The organism is Mycobacterium sp. G7A2 (genome assembly GCF_041902445.1).
Taxonomy (GTDB): domain Bacteria; phylum Actinomycetota; class Actinomycetes; order Mycobacteriales; family Mycobacteriaceae; genus Mycobacterium.
Genome location: NZ_CP169251.1, coordinates 4,768,275 through 4,786,345, shown reverse-complemented (window position 1 = coordinate 4,786,345; position 18,071 = coordinate 4,768,275). Strand labels below are relative to the sequence as shown.

Sequence of the window (18,071 nt, the reverse complement as noted above, 5' to 3'; positions counted from 1 at the left end):
TTCCGACCATGAGTCCATGGACTACCGGAGCTACGCACAGTTCCTGCCCGCCCGCTACGTGAACAATCTCGCGCCACCGACCAGCACCTGGTGGCAGTGGCGCGGCACCCGGGTGCACATCTCCAGAGCGCCGGCGCCCGGAGCCGACGTGCGCATGATGCTCATCCACGGCGGCGGTGGGTACAGCGGGGCACTGTGGCCCGTCGCGGCGGTCGCCGCGGGCAGCGATGTCGACGGGGCCGACGTGCTCGCCCCGGACCTGCCGTTGTACGGGGACACCGTCGTGGCGCAGCCCGCGCGGGTGCGCTATCCGGACTGGGTGGCGCTGTTGACCGATCTGGTGACCGCCGAGCGCGCCGCCGACCCGCGCCCGCTGATCCTGTTCGGCGCCAGCATGGGCGGCATGCTCGCCTACGAGGTGGCCGCGCGGACGGGTCAGGTGGCCGCCGTGGTGGCGACCTGCCTGCTCGACGTGGCCGACCCTGCCGCGCGGGCCGCCGCCACCCGCTACCCGTTCCTGGGCCGGTCCGCGCCCGCTGTACTGCGTGCGCTCGACCCGGCCCTGGGCCGTGTTCGGGTCCCGATCCGTTGGCTGGCCGACATGACCCAGATGAGCAACGACCCCGCGCTCTCCCGTCAGTGTGCGGCCGATCCCCGCGGCGGCGGAGCCAGCGTGCCGCTGGGCTTCGTGTCCAGTTGGATGAACTTCCCGCACACCGCTGCTGAAGATTTCACCGCCGCGCCCGTCACCCTGGTCGCGCCCACCGCCGACACCTGGACTCCGCCGGAGCTGAGCATCCGTTTCCTGCAGCGCATTTCGGCGCCCACCAGTCTGGTGCGGCTGGAGAACTGCGGGCACTACCCGATCGAGGAGCCCGGGCTGGGCCAGCTGCGCGAGGCGATGCTCACGGTCCGCGGCCAGGTGGCGGCACAAGCTGGTTGACGGTCGCCATCAGGGCGTCGATGTCGAAGCCGTGCCGGGTCATCACCCGGTGCAGGTGCGCGTCGACGGTGTGCACCACCGTGCGCGCGGCCCGCTGCGGGTCGTCGCCACCGCGGTCGCAGCGCTTCAGATGAAACGCCACCTCGTCGCAGATCCGGTCCTCGAGCGCCTGCACGGTGGCCAGCTCGTCGAGCCCGCGCGGTGCCAGCCGGTGCACCAGCGCGTGCAGCCGCGGCCGGTCGGCGTGCTCGGCGACGACGGCGTCGAGGAGTGTGCGCAGGGTCGTGTCGAACGGGGGAGCGTCGGCGCGCAGTCGCGCGAACACCTCGGTCAGCCGGCGATCGGCGTCGTTCAGGTGCTTCTCGGCCACCGCGCGCAACAACGCCAGCTTGTCGGGGAAGTACTGGTAGAGAGTGCCGATCGAGAACCCGGCGCGCTCGGCGATGCGGTTGGTCGTCGCGCCCGCACCCTCCCGGGAGAACACCGCAGCGGCGGCTTCCACCAGCATGTCGACCGTGTCGCGGGAGCGCTTCTGGCGGGCACGGCGGCGAGGTGTGTTGCTCGGTGGGGCGATGCCCGGAATTGTCCTCGCTTTCCGCTCCACGATGCAACCGTGCTGCAACGGTTCCGCGCGTAGGTTGAGTGACGCACCACACACGAGCAGGAGACTCACCATGACTGTGTACGCCCGACCCGGGACGGACGGCTCGTTGATGTCGTTCAAGGCCCGCTACGACAACTTCATCGGCGGTCAGTGGGTACCGCCGAACGCCGGTCGCTACTTCGAGAACCCGACACCGGTCACCGGACAGCCGTTCTGCGAGATCCCGCGATCGGACGAAACCGACGTCGAGAAGGCCCTCGACGCCGCCCACGCCGCGGCGCCGGCCTGGGGTAAGACCGCCGCCGCCGAGCGCGCGCTGATCCTGAACAAGATCGCCGACCGCATGGAGGAGAACCTCGAGTCGATCGCGCTGGCCGAGTCCTGGGACAACGGCAAGCCGATCCGCGAGACGCTGAACGCCGACATCCCGTTGGCCGTCGACCACTTCCGGTATTTCGCCGGCGCGATCCGCGCGCAGGAGGGCTCGCTGTCGGAGATCGACGACGACACCGTCGCCTACCACTTCCACGAGCCGCTCGGTGTGGTCGGACAGATCATCCCGTGGAACTTCCCGATCCTGATGGCGACGTGGAAGCTGGCGCCGGCGCTGGCCGCGGGCAACGCGGTGGTACTCAAGCCCGCCGAGCAGACGCCCGCCTCGATCCTGTACCTGTTCGAGCTGATCGGTGATCTGCTGCCCGCCGGTGTCGTCAACATCGTCAACGGGTTCGGCGTCGAGGCGGGTAAGCCGCTGGCCTCGAGCAACCGGATCGCCAAGATCGCGTTCACCGGTGAGACCACCACCGGCCGGCTGATCATGCAGTACGCGTCGCAGAACCTGATCCCGGTGACGCTGGAGCTCGGCGGCAAGAGCCCGAACATCTTCTTCAACGACGTGATGGCCGCGGCCGACAACTATCAGGACAAGGCGCTCGAGGGCTTCACGATGTTCGCCCTGAACCAGGGTGAGGTGTGCACCTGCCCGTCGCGCTCGTTGATCCAGGCCGACATCTACGACGAGTTCCTGGCGCTGGCGGCGATCCGCACCAAGGCGGTGCGCCAGGGCGACCCGCTGGACACCGAGACGATGATCGGCGCGCAGGCGTCCAACGACCAGCTCGAGAAGATCTTGTCCTACATCGAGATCGGCAAGAGCGAAGGCGCGCAGGTGGTCACCGGCGGCGAGCGGGCCCAGCTCGGGGGTGAACTCAACGGCGGCTACTACGTCGCGCCGACGATCTTCACCGGCAACAACAAGATGCGGGTGTTCCAGGAGGAGATCTTCGGACCGGTGGTCGCGGTCACGTCCTTCACCGACTATGACGACGCGATCAGCATCGCCAACGACACGCTCTACGGCCTGGGCGCCGGGGTGTGGAGCCGCGACGGCAACACCGCCTACCGGGCCGGCCGGGACATCAAGGCCGGCCGGGTGTGGACGAACTGCTATCACCAGTACCCGGCGCACGCCGCGTTCGGTGGCTACAAGCAGTCCGGCATCGGCCGCGAGAACCACAAGATGATGCTCGACCACTACCAGCAGACCAAGAACCTGCTGGTCAGCTACAGCGATCAGGCCCTCGGGTTCTTCTGACGAGCGCTCGCGCGAGGAATCGAGCACTCTGAGCACCCTGATCTCCTGGACGCAAACTCGCACGGATTTCCCTCGATCCGTGCGAGTTTGTGTTTTCACCGGTAGTCGCCCGACATGCTCAAGCACGGCAACGCTTTTCGGCCCCACCGTTCGGATAGTTTGCGGCAATACGGCCTGAGTCCGCAGCACGGCCGATAGGTTGGACGGTGTCACCGGCGGGGCGCCGGTCGAGGATTCAAGGAGCGGGAATTGGGCGACTTCGTAGCTGCTATCGACCAAGGAACGACCAGCACCAGGGCGATGGTGTTCGACCACGCCGGACGTGAGGTGGCCCGACACCAACTCGAGCACGAGCAGATCCTGCCCCGGGCGGGGTGGGTGGAGCACAATCCCGTCGAGATCTGGGAGCGCACCGGCTCGGTCCTGCAGACGGCGCTGAACAAGTCCGATCTGTCGGCACAGGACGTGGTGGCTCTCGGCATCACCAACCAGCGCGAGACCGCGCTGGTGTGGAACCGCAAGACCGGCCGGCCCTACTACAACGCCATCGTGTGGCAGGACACCCGCACCGACCGGATCGCCTCGGCGCTGGATCGTGACGGCCGCGGTGACGTCATCCGCCAGAAGGCCGGTCTGCCGCCGGCCACGTACTTCTCCGGCGGCAAGATCCAGTGGATCCTGGAGAACGTCGACGGGGTGCGTGAGGCCGCCGAACGCGGTGACGCCATCTTCGGCACCTGTGACACCTGGGTGCTGTGGAACCTCACCGGTGGTACCCGCGGCGGGGTGCACATCACCGACGTGACCAATGCCAGCCGCACCATGCTGATGAACCTGGAGACGCTGGACTGGGACGATGAACTGTTGTCGTTCTTCGGGATTCCGCGCCAGATGCTGCCCGCGATCGCGTCGTCGTCGTCCCCGGACGCCTACGGTGTGACGCATCCGGCCGGTCCGCTGGACACCGAGATCCCGCTGACCGGAATCCTGGGTGACCAGCAGGCCGCCATGGTGGGTCAGGTGTGCCTGAGTTCCGGTGAGGCCAAGAACACCTACGGCACCGGCAACTTCCTGCTGCTCAACACCGGTGAGAAGATCGTGCGCTCCGAGCATGGGCTGCTGACCACCGTGTGCTACCGCTTCGGCGACGCCAAACCGGTCTACGCCCTGGAAGGGTCCATCGCGGTGACCGGCTCGGCGGTGCAGTGGCTGCGCGACCAGCTCGGCATCATCAGCGGTGCGGCACAGAGTGAATCGCTGGCGCGCCAGGTCGAGGACAACGGCGGGGTGTACTTCGTGCCCGCGTTCTCCGGGCTGTTCGCCCCCTACTGGCGTTCGGACGCCCGCGGCGCGATCGTCGGGCTCAGCCGCTTCAACACCAACGCCCATCTGGCCCGGGCGACGCTGGAGTCGATCTGTTACCAGTCGCGCGACGTCGTCGACGCGATGGAAGCCGACAGCGGTGTGCATCTGGAGGTACTGAAGGTCGACGGCGGCATCACCGCCAACGAACTGTGCATGCAGATCCAGGCCGACGTGCTCGGCGTCGACGTGGTCAAGCCTGTCGTCGCCGAGACCACCGCGCTGGGCGCGGCGTACGCCGCCGGGCTGGCCGTCGGGTTCTGGAAGGACGAGGAGGAATTGCGCGCCAACTGGCAGGAGGGGCAGCGCTGGTCACCCGACTGGAGCGAGGAGCAGCGCGAGTCCGGGTACGCGGGGTGGCAGAAGGCCGTTCAGCGGACGCTGGACTGGGTGGACGTCGACTGATCGGTCGACGGACCGCGCGGCGCCGGGCCGGCGTCAGCCCGCCAGGGCTGCGACGCCGGCCTCGGCCACGGTGACGTCCTGAGCAGCGCTGCCGGCGCTGACACCGATGGCGCCGACCGTGACGCCGTCGAGTTGGAGCGGGATGCCGCCCCCGAACACCACCAGTCCACCGGAGAGCTGTTCGAGTCCGTACAGTTCGGCACCCGGCTGCACCAGGCCCATCAGGGCGGCGGTGGGCGCGTTCATCAACACCGATGTGGTGGCCTTGCGCGTGGAGATGTCGATGCTGGCCTTGATCGCACCGTCCATGCGGGCGAACGTGACCAGGTGCCCGCCGTCGTCGACGACGGCGATGTTCATCGGCTGACCGATCTCGTCGGCTTTGGCGATGGCGGCCTCCAGGACGGCCTGGGCTTTCGTCAACGGCAACGAGGTCATTGGTGAACCTTTCGAAAGAGCGGTACGGCAACTGTTTTGATTCGGCTCCGATGCTATGGCCTGGAGCGCCGAGACACACCGTGTTCGTGCGGCTTCGGCGTCGCCGGGCCCGCCAACCTAACCGAAAGCCCAGTGCTACGGCCAGTTGCCGGTTGGGACCTGCTCTGTAGCGAGGCTTTCCGCGCCGCCGGCGCCGACACTGGCAGGACACCCACTTCGGAAAGGCTGGCAGTGTCGTACACCGACATCTTCATCTGGGAGCTCCTGGGCACCGGCGTACTCGTGTTGATCGGCAACGGTTCCGTCGCGGCGGTCGTGCTGAAGAACTCGTTCTCGCACGGCGGCGGTGGCGACTGGCTCGTCATCGTATTGGGTTGGGGCTTCGGCGTCTTCACCGGTGCCAGCATCGCCGAGCCGTCAGGCGCGCACATCAACCCCGCGGTGACGTTGGCGGTGGCCATCAACGGCGGTGTCCCCTGGGGCAGTGTGCCGTTCTACATGGGCGGTCAGTTGCTGGGCGGCATCCTCGGCGCGGTTCTGTGCTGGGCGGCGTTCAAGCTGCAGTACGACCACAACGACGACAACTCCGGCACCCGGGCGATCTTCTGCACGGCCCCCGCGATCCGCAGCACCGGGTGGAACCTGGTCACCGAGGTGATCGCGACTTTCGTATTGCTGCTGTGGATCTTCACCACCCCGGCCGTGAACGACACGCTGGGTTACGCCGGGGTCACCTTCGTCATCATGGCCATCGGGTTCGGCCTCGGTGGTCCCACCGGCTACGCCATCAACCCCGCCCGCGACCTCGGTCCCCGCATCGCGTACGCGCTGCTACCGATCAAGGGCAAGGGTGACCCGCTGTGGTCCTACTCCTGGGTGCCCATCGTCGGCCCCTTCATCGGGGCGGCGCTGGCAGCACTGCTGGCCGGCGTGCTCACCTGAGCCGCCGGCGGCGGCGACGAAAGTGCTTGTCAGGCTTGCAGGATGGCGACCGGCTGAACCGACTCGGCGGTCACCCGCCCGGGGATGAATCCGGCCACCGCGCCGATCACCGTCGTCGCGGGCGGGCCGATCCGGGCGAACCGGGCGGCCTGCGCGATCGTGGCCAGCGTGGCGCGCACCTGCCGCTGGCTGGACAGGCATCCGTCGGCGATCACCGCGGCCGGGGTGTCAGGATCGAGTCCGGCCTCGGTGAGCGCGCGGCTGATGGCTTCGAGATTGGCGACGGCCATCATCAACACGATGGTGGTGTTCGCCTGCGCCAGCGCGGCGTAGTCGACGGTGGAGTCGGGGTGCCCCGGCGGCACGTGCCCGGACACCACCGTGAATCCCTGGGTGAGGCCACGATGGGTCACCGGGATCAGCGCAGCGGCGGGCGCGGCGATCGAGGCGCTGACGCCCGGGATCACATCGACCAGGATCCCGGCGCGCAGACAGTGGTCGAGCTCCTCGCCGCCCCGGCCGAAGACGAATCCGTCCCCGCCCTTGAACCGGACGACGGTGCGGCCCGCCGCGGCATGCTCGACGAGCAGCGCGTTGATGGTGCTCTGCTCGGTGCGCCGCCCGCCGGGGATCTTGGAGACGTCGACGATCTCGGCGTTCGGTGCGAGGGTGGCCAGCGCCGCGACCGGTGCCAGCCGGTCGGTGACGATCACGTCCGCGCCGGCCAGCGCGTCGCGCCCGGCGACCGTCAGCAGGCCCGGGTCGCCGGGTCCGCCGCCGACGATGACGACCCGGCCGGGGCCCGCACGGCGGGTGGTGGGGGCGGCCGGCGGTTCGGCGCAGATGCAGAGCCGGTTGAGTTGTTCTGCCCGTCGCGCGATGTCGTGGTCGCCGTCCCGGCTGCCGGTCTGCGCGAACACGATTGTCGCGGAGCCGATGTCGGCGGCCGTCGGCTCGCGCCGGTGCAACGTGAGCAGACCGCGTTCGGCGAGATCGTCGAAGTACGGGGCGGGGGAGGGGCAGGCGATGGTCAGCACGGCCCCGGCATCGACCAGCGCCGCTGCGGTCGAGATGGCGCGTGCCGAGGCTCCGGCGAGCAGGACGCGACGTCCGTGCACCGGTAACTCGACGGTGACACCCGCGGTCATCGGTTCGTCCCGACGGCGGCCGAAGTCATCACCGTCCCCCGATCACCCTGCCGCGCAACGCCGTCGACACCAGCGCGGCCCTGCGGTGCACACCGAACTTGCCCATGATGTTGTGCAGGTGGAACTTCACCGTCGCCTCGCTGATGAACAGGTTGCGTGCGATGGTGCGGTTGTCCAGGCCGTCGGTGAGCAGGTGCAGTACCTCGTGCTCCCGACGCGTCAACACCGGTGTGCATGCCTCGTCCGGTGCGGCGACCGGCGCGCGCAGCCGGGTGATCACGGCGTTCGCGCACGACGCGTCCAGCGCGTTGTGCCCGGCGGCCACCCGCATCAGGGTGGCGAGCAACTCGTGGGAGGTCGACCGCCGGTCGATCAGTCCGTCGGCGCCCGCCCGGATCAGATCCAGCGGGTCGGTCTGGGGGTCGTCGGTGTCGATGACGACGACCACCTTCGGCCGCGGATGCAGATCGGCCAGCAGCGTGGGGAGTGTGACGTCGCGGTCGGTGCCGAACACCAGCAGGTCCGGTCGCAGGCTCTGCAGTCGGCCCACCAGTTCGGCCCCGGGGCGCATGTTGCCGACGAGCAGGACGCTGTCGGTGCGCGACATCATGTGCACCAGGCCGTGCCGGAGCAGTTCGTCGTCGGTCACCACCGCGGCCCGCATTCGGCGCGGTGACACCAAACCCCTTCGTGCGCTGGGAATTTGCGTGCTTCTGGCTAGGTCGGCGCGCGGCGGGGGCGCGGTGCGCACTGCGTAGTCGCTGGGGGACAAACTCATCGGTGACTCCGTCCGGTCGGTCGGCGGGCCGAATGCTAATGAGGCCTGCGTTGCATCGACGTTGCAATGAGACCCGGGTCCGAGGGCGGCGCTCAGCGTGGCGCGTCGGCGCCGTGCAGCACGCAGTCCCCGCACAGGCCCCCGTGCGGTGCCTGATAGAACAGGCAGCAGCTGCGCCTGCGGAACGCGCCTTGGGCAGTGTCGACGGTCCCGCGCAGCCTCTGCGTGTCGGCCAGCGCGGTGACGAGCTGGCGGCCCGCGCTCACCAGCGACCGGTCTGTCATGCCCAGCACGGTCACCGCTCCGTTGGCCGACGAGACGACGTTGCCCCACATGACCTGCGGAGACAGCGCGACGTCGGCATGCAGGCGGTCGATCAGCGGCGCCAGGGCGTCGCCGAGCAGCGCGGTGTCGATGGCGCGGGCGGCGGTGAGCGCGTCCCCGGTGTCGCGCCACTCGAGCCCGGTGGCGCCGAACTGCACCGAATGCCCCGCGGTGCGCCAGCGCAGCGATCGCGCGGTCAACATGGGGACGGCGCGCAGCGCGGCGAACGATCCGAGCGCCGGTGACATCAGTCGGGCCGCGATCGCCATCTGCAGCGAGGAGGCGGCCACCCGCACCGGGACATCGGTGGGTGCGCACCCCGAGAAGCCGGCGATCGCCGCCCGGGTGGCACCCACCCGATCGGCGAGGGCCGCGGTGTCGAGCAGTTCGGCCAGGGGCCGCCAGCCGGAGCCCGTCGCCGTGTCCAGCGCGAAGTATCCGCCGAGGCGGGCAACGCGTTCCGGCACGGCCGGATCGGTGTGGTCGTCCATCGGGCGCACACGCTAGTACCGGCGAAACTGCAACGTCGGTGCAACGTGACCCGAGCCACACTGGTTCGCGGACTTTCCCAAGTCACGACACACCTGGGCGGCCGGTGCCGCCCCGTACCGCTGGAGAAGTGCATGACGGAACCCGACCTCGACCCCGCGGTGGACTACCCGTTGAGCGTGAACCGCAGGGACCTGCTGGTCACGCCCACCGGCAAGCCGCTGGATGCGATCACGATGCCCGCGGTGATGGCCGGCGACGTGGACGCCGCCGATCTGCGGATCAGCCCGGAGACGTTGCGGTTGCAGGCTCAGATCTCGGAGAAGTCCGGCCGCCCCGCGCTGGGCGCGAACCTGCGTCGCGCCGCGGAGATGACCGCGCTGTCCGACGAGCGGGTCCTGCAGATCTACAACGCGCTGCGCCCGAACGCGTCGAGCAGGGCCGAGCTGGAGGCGATCGCCGACGAACTGTCCTCGACGTACCACGCGGAACTGCTCGCCGCGTTGGTGCGCGAAGCCGCGGAGGTCTACGAGCGCCGCGACATTCTGGCCACGAGCGAATAGGAGAGACGGACATGACTGCCTCAGTTGCCCCTCAGGGTTCCCCGCTCGACGGGGTGCGTCACTCGCTGCGCACCGAGGTGCTGGAGAACCGGCCGGTCAACCTCGACGGCTTCGTCGAGGAATGGCCCGAGGTCGGCATGGTCGCGATGGACAGCCCCTTCGACCCCGCGCCCAGCGTGCGGGTGCAGGACGGGGTGATCGTCGAGATGGACGGGGTCGCGCGGGCCGACTTCGACTTCATCGACCAGTTCATCGCCGACCATGCGATCGACATCGAGACCACCGAGGACTCGATGGCGTTGCCGGCCGTCGAGATCGCCCGGATGCTGGTCGACCCGAACACCTCCCGCAGCGACGTCATCGCGGTCACCAAGGGTTTGACCCCGGCGAAGCTGCTCGAGGTCGCCAAGACGATGAACATCGTCGAGATCATGATGGGGATGCAGAAGATGCGCGCCCGTCGTACCCCGGCGAACCAGGCGCACTGCACCAGCGCCCGGGACAACCCGGTGCAGGTGGTGTGTGAGGCGGCCGAAGCCTCGATCCGTGGATTCTCCGAGGTGGAAACGACTTTGGGCGTGGTGCGCTACGCCCCGCTGGTGGCCATGGCGTTACAGATCGGCAGCCAGGTCGGCGAGGGGGTGGCGCTGACCCAGTGCGCCCTCGAAGAGGCCACCGAACTCGAACTCGGCATGCGCGGCATCACCGCCTATGCCGAGACGATCTCGGTGTACGGCACCGAACCGGTGTTCGTCGACGGAGACGACACCCCGTGGTCGAAGGCGTTCCTGGCCGCGGCCTACGCCTCCCGGGGCATCAAGATGAGATTCACCTCGGGTACCGGCTCGGAGGTGCAGATGGGCAACGCCCAGGGCAAGTCGATGCTGTACCTGGAGATCCGCTGCATCCTGGTCACCAAGGGTGCCGGTGTGCAGGGCCTGCAGAACGGCTCGATCTCCTGCATCGGCGTGCCGGGTGCGGTGCCGGCCGGAATCCGCGCGGTGGCTGCCGAGAACATGATCGCCTCGGCGGTCGACCTGGAATGCGCCTCGGGTAACGACCAGTCGTTCTCGCATTCGCCGATGCGCCGAACCGCCCGGTTGATGCCGCAGATGATGCCCGGCACCGACTTCGTCTGCTCCGGATACTCGGCAACGCCCAACTACGACAACATGTTCGCCGGCTCCAATGTCGACAGCGACGACTTCGACGACTTCAACACCATTCAGCGCGATCTGCAGATCGACGGGGGTTTGCGCCACGTCAAGGAGGACGACATCCTCGCCGTGCGCACCCGGGCCGCCAAAGCGCTGCAGGCGGTGTTCGACTACCTGGATCTGCCGGTGATCTCCGACGCGGAGATCGACGCGGCGGTGTACGCCAACGGCTCGGCCGACCTGTTGCCCCGCGATGTGCTGGAAGATCTCAAGGGTGCCCAGCAGGTCATGGACCGCGGCATCACCGGCCTGGACCTGGTGAAGGCGCTCGAGTCGACCGGGTTCTCCGATGTCGCCGCCAACCTGCTGGCCGTGCTGCGTCAGCGGGTGTCCGGTGACCTGTTGCAGACCTCGGCGATCATGACCCCCGCGCTGGAGCCGTTGTCGGCGGTCAACGACGCCAACGACTACCAGGGGCCGAGTACCGGCTACCGCCCGTCGGGGGCGCGGTGGGAAGAGATGAAGAAACTGCGACACGTGACCAGCGCGTCGAACCCCGAGATGGAGGTCGAGTGACCGTGGCGAGCACCACCAGCGACGTACAGCGGACGATGAGCTTCAGCGAGATCGGGCCCGCGCAGCGCGGATCCCGTTCCGACGAGGTGGTTCTCGCCGTCTCGCCGGCGTTCGCGGACTTCTTCACCCAGACCATCGTCAACATCCCGCACGCCGAGGTCATCCGTCAGATCCTGGCGGGAATCGAGGAGCAGGAGGTCGCGGCCCGGGTGATCCGGGTCCGGCACAGCTCCGATCTGGCGGTGGTGGCGCACACGGCGGCCAAGTTGTCCGGTTCGGGCATCGGTATCGGGATCCTGTCTCGCGGCACGTCGATGATCCATCAGCGTGACCTGCCGCGGTTGTCGAGTCTGGAACTGTTCCCGCAGTGTCCGTTGCTCACGCTCGAGACCTACCGCAACATCGGCTCCAACGCCGCCCAGTACGCCAAAGGTGAGTCGCCGCAGCCGGTTCCGACGCTCAACGACCAGATGGCCCGTCCGCGGTGGCAGGCCAAGGCGGCGCTGCTGCACCTGAAGGAGACCGAGCAGATCAGCAAGGGCGCCAAACCGGTCGAGGTGCAGGCCGAGTTCTCCTCGGCGGCCCCGGCGGCGCTGTCCTGACGGTGCACCGGACGGTCGTCGGGGTCGACATCGGCAATTCCACCACGGAAGCCAGTCTCGCCCGCATCGGCCCCGACGGCACGGTCGACTATCTCGGCGGCGCACTGACCCGCACCACCGGGATCAAGGGCACCGTCAAGAACGTCGACGGTGTCGTCAAGGTCGTCACCCGCGCCGCCGAGCACGCCGGGGTCGGGCTCGGCGCCGTCGACGTGGTGTTGCTGAACGAGGCGACGCCGGTCATCAGCGGGCTGGCGATGGAGACCATCACCGAAACGATCATCACCGAGTCCACCATGATCGGCCACGATCCGCGGACGCCGGGAGGCCGGGGCCTGGGCGTCGGCACCATCGTCGCCGCCGAGACCCTGTCCGATCAGGCACCGGGCGAACCGGTGATCGTGCTGGTCGCCGGTGGCGTGGACTTCGATGTCACCGCGGCCACCCTCAATGCCGCGATGGCACGCGGAATCGACGTCGTCGCAGCGATACTCGGCAACGACGACGCCGTGCTCGTCGCCAACCGGCTGACGGTGCCGATGCCGATCGTCGACGAGGTGTCGCGGATCGACGCGGTGCCGGTCGGCATGCTGGCCGCCGTCGAGGTGGCCGCGCCCGGGCAGTCGATCCGCACGCTGTCCAACGCCTACGGTCTGGCCACGATCTTCGGCTTGGACGCCGAACAGACCAGGACGGTGTCCCCGGTCGCGCGGGCGTTGACGGGTAACCGGTCGGCGGTCGTGGTGCGCACCCCGTCCGGAGACGTCGAGGACCGTCCCATCCCGGCCGGGTCACTCGAGCTCATCGGGGTCAACCGCACGGTGTGTGTCGACGTCTCCCGCGGCGCGGCAGAGATCATGGCCGAAGTCGAACGGGTCTCTCCGCTGGCCGATGTCGCCGGGGAGTCGGGCACGAACACCGGCGGGATGATCTCCACCGTCCGCCAGAGCATGGCGGACCTCTCCCAGCACGAGCTGCGCGACGTCAAGATCAGGGATCTCCTCGCGATCGACACGCTGGTCCCGCAGGAGGTGCGCGGCGGGGTGGCCGGCGAGGTCGCGCTCGAGAACGCGGTCGCGCTCGCGGCGATGGTGCGAACCCGGGAAAGCGGTATGCAGGCTGTCGCGGCCGTCATCGCCGAGCAGCTCAGCGAGGCCGCGGGCCGGGACATCACCGTGCGGGTCGGGGGGGTGGAGGCCGAGATGGCGGTCCGGGGCGCGCTGACCACGCCCGGCACCGATACGCCGCTGGTGGTGCTCGACATGGGCGGCGGCTCGACCGATGCCGCGGTTCTCGGGACGCGCGGCGATGTGCAGGCGGTGCACCTGGCCGGGGCGGGCGATCTGGTGACCAAACTCATCGACGCCGAACTCGGCCTGGAAAACCTGGAACTCGCCGAGGGCGTCAAGAAGTACCCGGCGGCCAAGGCGGAGAGCTTCTTTCACGTCAGGATGGAGAACGGCACCGCGCAGTTCTTCGAGAAGGCTCTCCCCGCCACCGCATTCGCCCGGGTGGTGACGCTGTCGCCCGAGGGTATGTCGCCGATCCCGACGCGGCATTCCCTCGACCGCATCCGGCAGGTGCGCCGTACCGCCAAGGAGCGGGTGTTCGTGGTCAACGCGCTGCGCGCGTTGCGTTCGGTCGCCCCCGGCGGCGATCTGCGCCGGATCGGGTTCGTCGTGCTGCTGGGCGGTTGTGCACTGGACTTCGAGATCCCCGAGCTGATCGCCGACGCGTTGGCGCCCTACGGCATCGTCTGCGGCACCGGCAATGTTCGTGGCAGTGAGGGGCCCCGCAACGCGGTGGCCACCGGCCTGGTGGCGGCCTATGCGTGACGGTGGTCAACCCGAACGGCCGGCAGTCCACGTGCTCAGTGTCGCCGCCGGACCTGTCGAGCGCGAGGTCCTCGCGGGGATCGAGGAGGAGGGGGTGCCGTTCGAGCTCAGCCGACCCGCCACCGACACCGACGCCGACGAACTCGCGCACACCGCGGCGCGGGCGTCGTCGCTCGATGTCGGGGTGGGCATCGACCGGCGCGGCCGGGTGCGCATCAGCCACGAGATGCTCACGGCGCCGATGCCCGACCTCGCGTGTGACGGCGCCGCGTCCGCCGGCGCCGCGCGACGGGCCGGGCACAACGCGGCACGCATCGTCGTGGGGGTGCCCCTGCGGCTCAGTCCGCCGGCTGCTCGTAGCGCCGCGACGTGAACACCAGGTCCCCGGCGGCGCGAGCGACGACGCGGGTCGTCGACGACCCGATGATGAGCAGGGTGCGCATGTCGACGGCGGCGGGATCCAGCCCGGCGACCGTGGTCGAGGTCAGGCGCTGCTGCTCACCGCCCACGTCATGACCGAGGATGACGGGCCGGTCTGCCGGCAACCGTTGCTGCAGCAGCTCCTTCAAGGCTGCCACCTGCCAGCCGCGGCTGCGCGACCCGGGGTTGTAGACGGCGATCACCAGGTCGGCGTCGAGGGCGCTGTGCAGGCGGCGTTCGATGACCTCCCAGCTCTTGAGCCGGTCGGACAGCGAGATCGTCATGTAGTCGTGGCCCAGCGGCGCGCCCACCGCCGCAGCGACGGCGTTGGCCGCCGTCACCCCCGGCACCACCCGCACCGCCACGTCGTGGAACTGCGGTTCGGCGGCCACCTCGGCCACCGCTGCGGCCATCGCGAAGACGCCGGGATCACCGGAGCTGACCACCGCGACCCGCGCGCCGCGGCGGGCGAGATCCAGGGCCATGCAGGCGCGCTCGGATTCGACCTGGTTGTCGCTGGGGTGCATGCGTTGGCCGGGACGCGGACAGATCCGCCCCAGGTAGGTCTTGTAGCCCACCAGATCGGTGGCCCGCGACAGCTCGGTCCGCACCTCGGGGGTGGTCCACCGGTCGGCGCCGGGGCCGAGTCCGACGACGACGACCTCGCCGGCCTGGGCCGGATCGCCGACCGACGGGTTGTTCAGCGGCCCGGGCACCACCACCATCGAGAAGTACGGCACCGACGCCGGGTCGACCTCGTCGACCGGTGCGACCTTCTGGGCACCGGTGGACGCGCGCTCGACGTACCATGCGCGATCGGCGACACCGGCCGCGTCGAGGGCCTCGCGGACCTTCGCGAAGTTGCGCCCCAGCTTCATGATCGCCGCGGCGTCACAGTCCCGCAGGCGGCGCACCAGTTCGGCGGTCGGCAGCGTGCCGGGCAACACGGTCAGCGTCTCCTCGCCCTCGACCAGCGGAGTCCCCACCGCCATCGCCGACGCGGACACCGAGGTCACACCGGGAATGATCTCGGTGTCGAACCGTCCGGCGAGCCGCTTGTGCATGTGCATGTAGGAGCTGTAGAACAGCGGGTCTCCCTCGGCCAGCAGCGCGACGTCACGGCCGGCGCTCAGATGGGCCGCCAGCACGTCGCTGGCCGCGGTGTAGAACTCCGCCAGCGCACCCCGGTAGCCGCCGGGATGGTCGGTGGTCTCGGTGGTGACCGGGTAGACGAGCCGCTCGTGGATCTGCCCGTCGCGCAGGTACGGCTGAGCCACCGACAGCGCGATGCTGCGGCCGTGCCGGGCGCAGTGGAACGCGACCACGTCGGCCCGCTCGATTGCGCGTGCCGCCTTGAACGTGACCAGCTCGCTGTCGCCGGGGCCGAGGCCCACCGCCCAGAGTTTCCCCGGCGCCCGCTCATCACTGCCCATGCGTTGACGTTAACCCGGCCTGCCCGCGCCGGACAGGCTGAGTCCCGCCTTCCCGACGAACGTCTAGGCCCGCCTCCGGACCGGGCAAGAGAGATCTGGTTCACAGGAAGTTCGGCTAACGTTTCATTAGACAGGTCATTAGGACAGATCACGGGAAGGAGGCGGCTGCTCCCCGCCGTCGGCTGGCAGCGTGCCGCATAACCGGATGGCCCACAGGCAGGTGCAGGAGCTGCACGAACTCGTCGTGGCCGGCCAGGTCGACCCGACCGAGCTCGGTGACATGGCGCTTCGCGAGATCGTCGCCGACAGCTGGCGCCGAAGCATCAGCAGAGGGGTCGATCCCGATCGTCAGGGCCCTCAGTCGGCAGACGACAACGAACTCGAGCGTCTGCGCCGTGCGCACCCGTTGACCACGGCGATGCCGCTGATCCGCCGTCTGCTGGTCGACGACGCCGCCGAGGCCGGGCACATGGTCGGCGTGGCCGACGCCTCCGGGACGCTGCTGTGGGTGGAGGGCAACCGCCGGGCGTGCCGCAAGGGCGAGGCGATGAACTTCCTGCCCGGCGCGGACTGGAGTGAACGCAGCGCAGGCACCAATGCTCCCGGGACGGCGTTGGTGGTGGACCGCGAGGTGCAGATCAGGCGGTGGGAGCATTTCTCCCGCGTGGCCCAGCCGTGGAGTTGCACGGCCGCTCCTGTGCGCGACCCGACCACCGGAGAGCTGTTGGGCGTGATCGACCTGACCGGCCACGCGGACGCGGCCGCACCCCAGACCCTGGCCTTGCTGCGGGCCACCGCGCTCGCCGTCGGCAAGTACGTCGCGTTGCAGCGGCTGACGCAGACCGCCGCCGAGGCGGGGCCCGGCTCCTGCAGCGCGCGGTTGACCGTGTTGACGGCCCGCCGCCCCACGTGGACGGTCTGTCGCGGCGCAGGTGCCGGGCAGTCGGTCAACCTGGCCCCGCGCCACGCCGACATCCTGGTGTTGTTGATGCAGCACCCCGAGGGGCTCAGTGCCGACCATCTGGCGGTGTTGCTCGACGACAACGACCTCGACGCGGTCTCGGTGCGCGCCGAGATGTCGCGGCTGCGCCGCGCGATCGGGGCCCGATTCCTGGGCTCGAAGCCCTACCGGCTGCTCGAACCGGTGACCAGCGACCTCGACGGTGTGCTCGACGCGCTGGCGACCGGGGACATCTCGCGGGCGCTGGACCTGTGCTCCGGCCCGCTGCTGCCGAATTCAGGTTCGCCGGGAATCGCCCGGCTGCGCGTCGAGGTGTGTGCCGCGCTGCGGTTGGCGGTCATCGAGGCCAATGACGACGCTCTGCTCGCGCGCTGGCACCGCACCGGCCACGGCAGCTGAGGCCTGGCCCAGCGCGTAGACGCCGAAGCCGAGAAGGCAGAGCCCACAGATCGATTCGAGGACTGCACGGTTGTGTGGGCGGCTCAGGCGTCGCCGGGCCAATCCGGACATCACAGAAACGCCGGTGAGGAAGACCATCCCGACGGCGGCGTGGATCAGTCCCAGCAGCGCGCCCAGCCAGACGGTGACGGGCCGGCCGAAGAACAACGCCGGCATGACCGAGAGGTAGAAGACGCCGATCTTCGGGTTGAGGACGTTGGTGGTCAGGCCCGTCAGGAAGTGGGTGACCGCCGCCCTGCGGTGCGGTGGGTGCGGCGGCGCAAGGTCGATGTCGACCGCCTCACGCCACGAAGCGCGGGCGGCCGCGAAGCTGCGGATCGCGAGGTGACACAGATAGATCCCGCCTGCCGCGGCAATCAGTCCGGAGGCCAGCGGGTTCCGGCCCAGGATCATCGCGGCGCCCAGCCCCGCCAACGCGCCCCACAGCACCGGCCCGCACACCACCCCTGTCGCGGTGACGATGCCGGCGCGGGTGCCGTCGCGCAGGCTGGCGTTGAGCACGAGCACGGTGTCGGCCCCGGGCATGAGCACGACGACGACGGCGATCCCGGCGAACGCCGCAACGGCGCGATCCACCCGTCACTCCGTGTCGGCGGTGTCGACCAGCCGGATCAGGGTCTGTCGCCCGGTCGCCACGTGGGTGCGGCTTCCGGCGTTGACGGCGAAGGCCTCGAGTCGGCACACGGTCAGGGTCCGACCGCTCTTGAGCACGGTCGCTTCGGCGACCAGGACGTCGCCGATCGCCGGGGCCAGCAGGTTGACGGTGAAATCGACGGTCAGCACCGAGTCCCGCGGCGAATAGGTGGACATCCCGGCGTAACCGCCGGCGGTGTCGACCAGGGCACTGGTGGCACCGGCGTGGAAATAGCCGTGTTGCTGGGTCAATTCGGCGCGATAGGGCAGGTGCAGGGCGCAGAAGCCGCGACGCAGCTCGGCGATGGTCGCGCCGAGGTGTGTCATGAGCCCCTGGCGGGAGAAGCTGTCGGTGATGTGCCGGGTGATGTCGGCGTCGAGGTCGCCGGACTTCGCCATGGGCGG

Annotated in this window: 17 protein-coding genes and 1 pseudogene; 10 read left to right on the top strand and 8 right to left on the bottom strand. The window is 69.5% G+C overall.

The window, feature by feature from the left end:
- Positions 1 to 16 precede the first annotated feature (16 nt).
- Positions 17 to 943 (top strand): alpha/beta hydrolase, encoded by a 927-nt coding sequence (locus ACEWX3_RS22675; RefSeq protein ID WP_374157759.1) that lies wholly within the window; start codon positions 17 to 19, stop codon positions 941 to 943.
- Here the strand turns inward: ACEWX3_RS22675 and ACEWX3_RS22670 are convergent.
- Positions 906 to 1,451 (bottom strand): TetR/AcrR family transcriptional regulator, encoded by a 546-nt coding sequence (locus tag ACEWX3_RS22670; protein ID WP_374159924.1) that lies wholly within the window; start codon positions 1,449 to 1,451, stop codon positions 906 to 908. The genes ACEWX3_RS22675 and ACEWX3_RS22670 overlap by 38 nt on opposite strands.
- Positions 1,452 to 1,617: 166 nt before the next feature.
- Here ACEWX3_RS22670 and adh point away from each other — a divergent pair, with 166 nt between their 5' ends.
- Together adh and glpK are read left to right on the top strand one after the other, a co-directional pair.
- Complete coding sequence (gene adh, locus ACEWX3_RS22665) at positions 1,618 to 3,141, top strand: aldehyde dehydrogenase (RefSeq protein WP_207065572.1); 1,524 nt, start codon at positions 1,618 to 1,620, stop codon at positions 3,139 to 3,141.
- Between the two features lie 249 nt (positions 3,142 to 3,390).
- Positions 3,391 to 4,908 carry a glycerol kinase GlpK gene (glpK, locus tag ACEWX3_RS22660; protein WP_207065571.1) on the top strand — a complete coding sequence of 506 codons (1,518 nt, stop codon included), beginning with the start codon at positions 3,391 to 3,393 and terminating at the stop codon, positions 4,906 to 4,908.
- A 33-nt stretch (positions 4,909 to 4,941) separates the two neighbouring features.
- Here glpK and ACEWX3_RS22655 read toward each other — a convergent pair whose 3' ends face one another.
- Entirely contained in the window at positions 4,942 to 5,346 is a 405-nt protein-coding gene (locus tag ACEWX3_RS22655) for a heme-binding protein (protein ID WP_207065570.1), read from the bottom strand.
- A 231-nt stretch (positions 5,347 to 5,577) separates the two neighbouring features.
- Between ACEWX3_RS22655 and ACEWX3_RS22650 the strand changes: the two genes are divergently transcribed.
- Complete coding sequence (locus ACEWX3_RS22650) at positions 5,578 to 6,288, top strand: MIP/aquaporin family protein (RefSeq protein ID WP_221349290.1); 711 nt, start codon at positions 5,578 to 5,580, stop codon at positions 6,286 to 6,288.
- Between the two features lie 29 nt (positions 6,289 to 6,317).
- On the opposite strand, the gene cobA is transcribed toward ACEWX3_RS22650, so the two are convergent.
- The 3 genes from cobA to ACEWX3_RS22635 form a co-directional block, all read right to left on the bottom strand.
- Entirely contained in the window at positions 6,318 to 7,436 is a 1,119-nt protein-coding gene (gene cobA, locus ACEWX3_RS22645; protein ID WP_374157758.1) for a uroporphyrinogen-III C-methyltransferase, read from the bottom strand.
- A 28-nt stretch (positions 7,437 to 7,464) separates the two neighbouring features.
- Entirely contained in the window at positions 7,465 to 8,115 is a 651-nt protein-coding gene (locus ACEWX3_RS22640; protein ID WP_207065567.1) for a response regulator transcription factor, read from the bottom strand.
- A gap of 191 nt (positions 8,116 to 8,306) precedes the next feature.
- The gene (locus ACEWX3_RS22635; RefSeq protein ID WP_374157757.1) at positions 8,307 to 9,029 is read right to left on the bottom strand and encodes a (2Fe-2S)-binding protein; all 723 of its coding nucleotides are present in this window, start codon (positions 9,027 to 9,029) and stop codon (positions 8,307 to 8,309) included.
- 132 nt (positions 9,030 to 9,161) lie between these two features.
- On the opposite strand from ACEWX3_RS22635, the gene ACEWX3_RS22630 reads away from it, so the two are divergent.
- Genes ACEWX3_RS22630 through ACEWX3_RS22610 form a run of 5 tightly spaced genes read left to right on the top strand, consistent with a single transcriptional unit; the run spans position 9,162 to position 14,133 of the window.
- The gene (locus tag ACEWX3_RS22630) at positions 9,162 to 9,590 is read left to right on the top strand and encodes a diol dehydratase small subunit (protein WP_207065565.1); all 429 of its coding nucleotides are present in this window, start codon (positions 9,162 to 9,164) and stop codon (positions 9,588 to 9,590) included.
- Positions 9,591 to 9,601: 11 nt separating this feature from the next.
- Positions 9,602 to 11,323, top strand: a complete 1,722-nt coding sequence (locus tag ACEWX3_RS22625; RefSeq protein WP_207065564.1) for a propanediol/glycerol family dehydratase large subunit — start codon at positions 9,602 to 9,604, stop codon at positions 11,321 to 11,323.
- A complete protein-coding gene (locus tag ACEWX3_RS22620; protein ID WP_374157756.1) occupies positions 11,320 to 11,925 on the top strand; it encodes a propanediol/glycerol family dehydratase medium subunit in 606 nt (201 codons plus the stop codon). Before ACEWX3_RS22625 ends, ACEWX3_RS22620 begins: the two co-directional genes overlap by 4 nt.
- A gap of 2 nt (positions 11,926 to 11,927) precedes the next feature.
- On the top strand, positions 11,928 to 13,760 hold the full coding sequence (locus ACEWX3_RS22615; protein WP_374157755.1) for a diol dehydratase reactivase subunit alpha: 1,833 nt from the start codon (positions 11,928 to 11,930) through the stop codon (positions 13,758 to 13,760).
- Positions 13,753 to 14,133 (top strand): glycerol dehydratase reactivase beta/small subunit family protein, encoded by a 381-nt coding sequence (locus tag ACEWX3_RS22610; RefSeq protein WP_374157754.1) that lies wholly within the window; start codon positions 13,753 to 13,755, stop codon positions 14,131 to 14,133. Before ACEWX3_RS22615 ends, ACEWX3_RS22610 begins: the two co-directional genes overlap by 8 nt.
- On the opposite strand, the gene ACEWX3_RS22605 is transcribed toward ACEWX3_RS22610, so the two are convergent.
- Positions 14,099 to 15,613 carry a precorrin-2 C(20)-methyltransferase gene (locus ACEWX3_RS22605; RefSeq protein WP_207065560.1) on the bottom strand — a complete coding sequence of 505 codons (1,515 nt, stop codon included), beginning with the start codon at positions 15,611 to 15,613 and terminating at the stop codon, positions 14,099 to 14,101. The genes ACEWX3_RS22610 and ACEWX3_RS22605 overlap by 35 nt on opposite strands.
- A gap of 205 nt (positions 15,614 to 15,818) precedes the next feature.
- On the opposite strand from ACEWX3_RS22605, the gene ACEWX3_RS22600 reads away from it, so the two are divergent.
- The gene (locus tag ACEWX3_RS22600; protein WP_207065559.1) at positions 15,819 to 16,973 is read left to right on the top strand and encodes a GAF domain-containing protein; all 1,155 of its coding nucleotides are present in this window, start codon (positions 15,819 to 15,821) and stop codon (positions 16,971 to 16,973) included.
- A gap of 21 nt (positions 16,974 to 16,994) precedes the next feature.
- Here the strand turns inward: ACEWX3_RS22600 and ACEWX3_RS22595 are convergent.
- A pseudogene (locus ACEWX3_RS22595) lies at positions 16,995 to 17,558 on the bottom strand (LysE family translocator); the annotation flags it as partial.
- A 54-nt stretch (positions 17,559 to 17,612) separates the two neighbouring features.
- The gene (locus ACEWX3_RS22590) at positions 17,613 to 18,065 is read right to left on the bottom strand and encodes a PaaI family thioesterase (RefSeq protein WP_374157753.1); all 453 of its coding nucleotides are present in this window, start codon (positions 18,063 to 18,065) and stop codon (positions 17,613 to 17,615) included.
- Between the last annotated feature and the right edge of the window lie 6 nt (positions 18,066 to 18,071).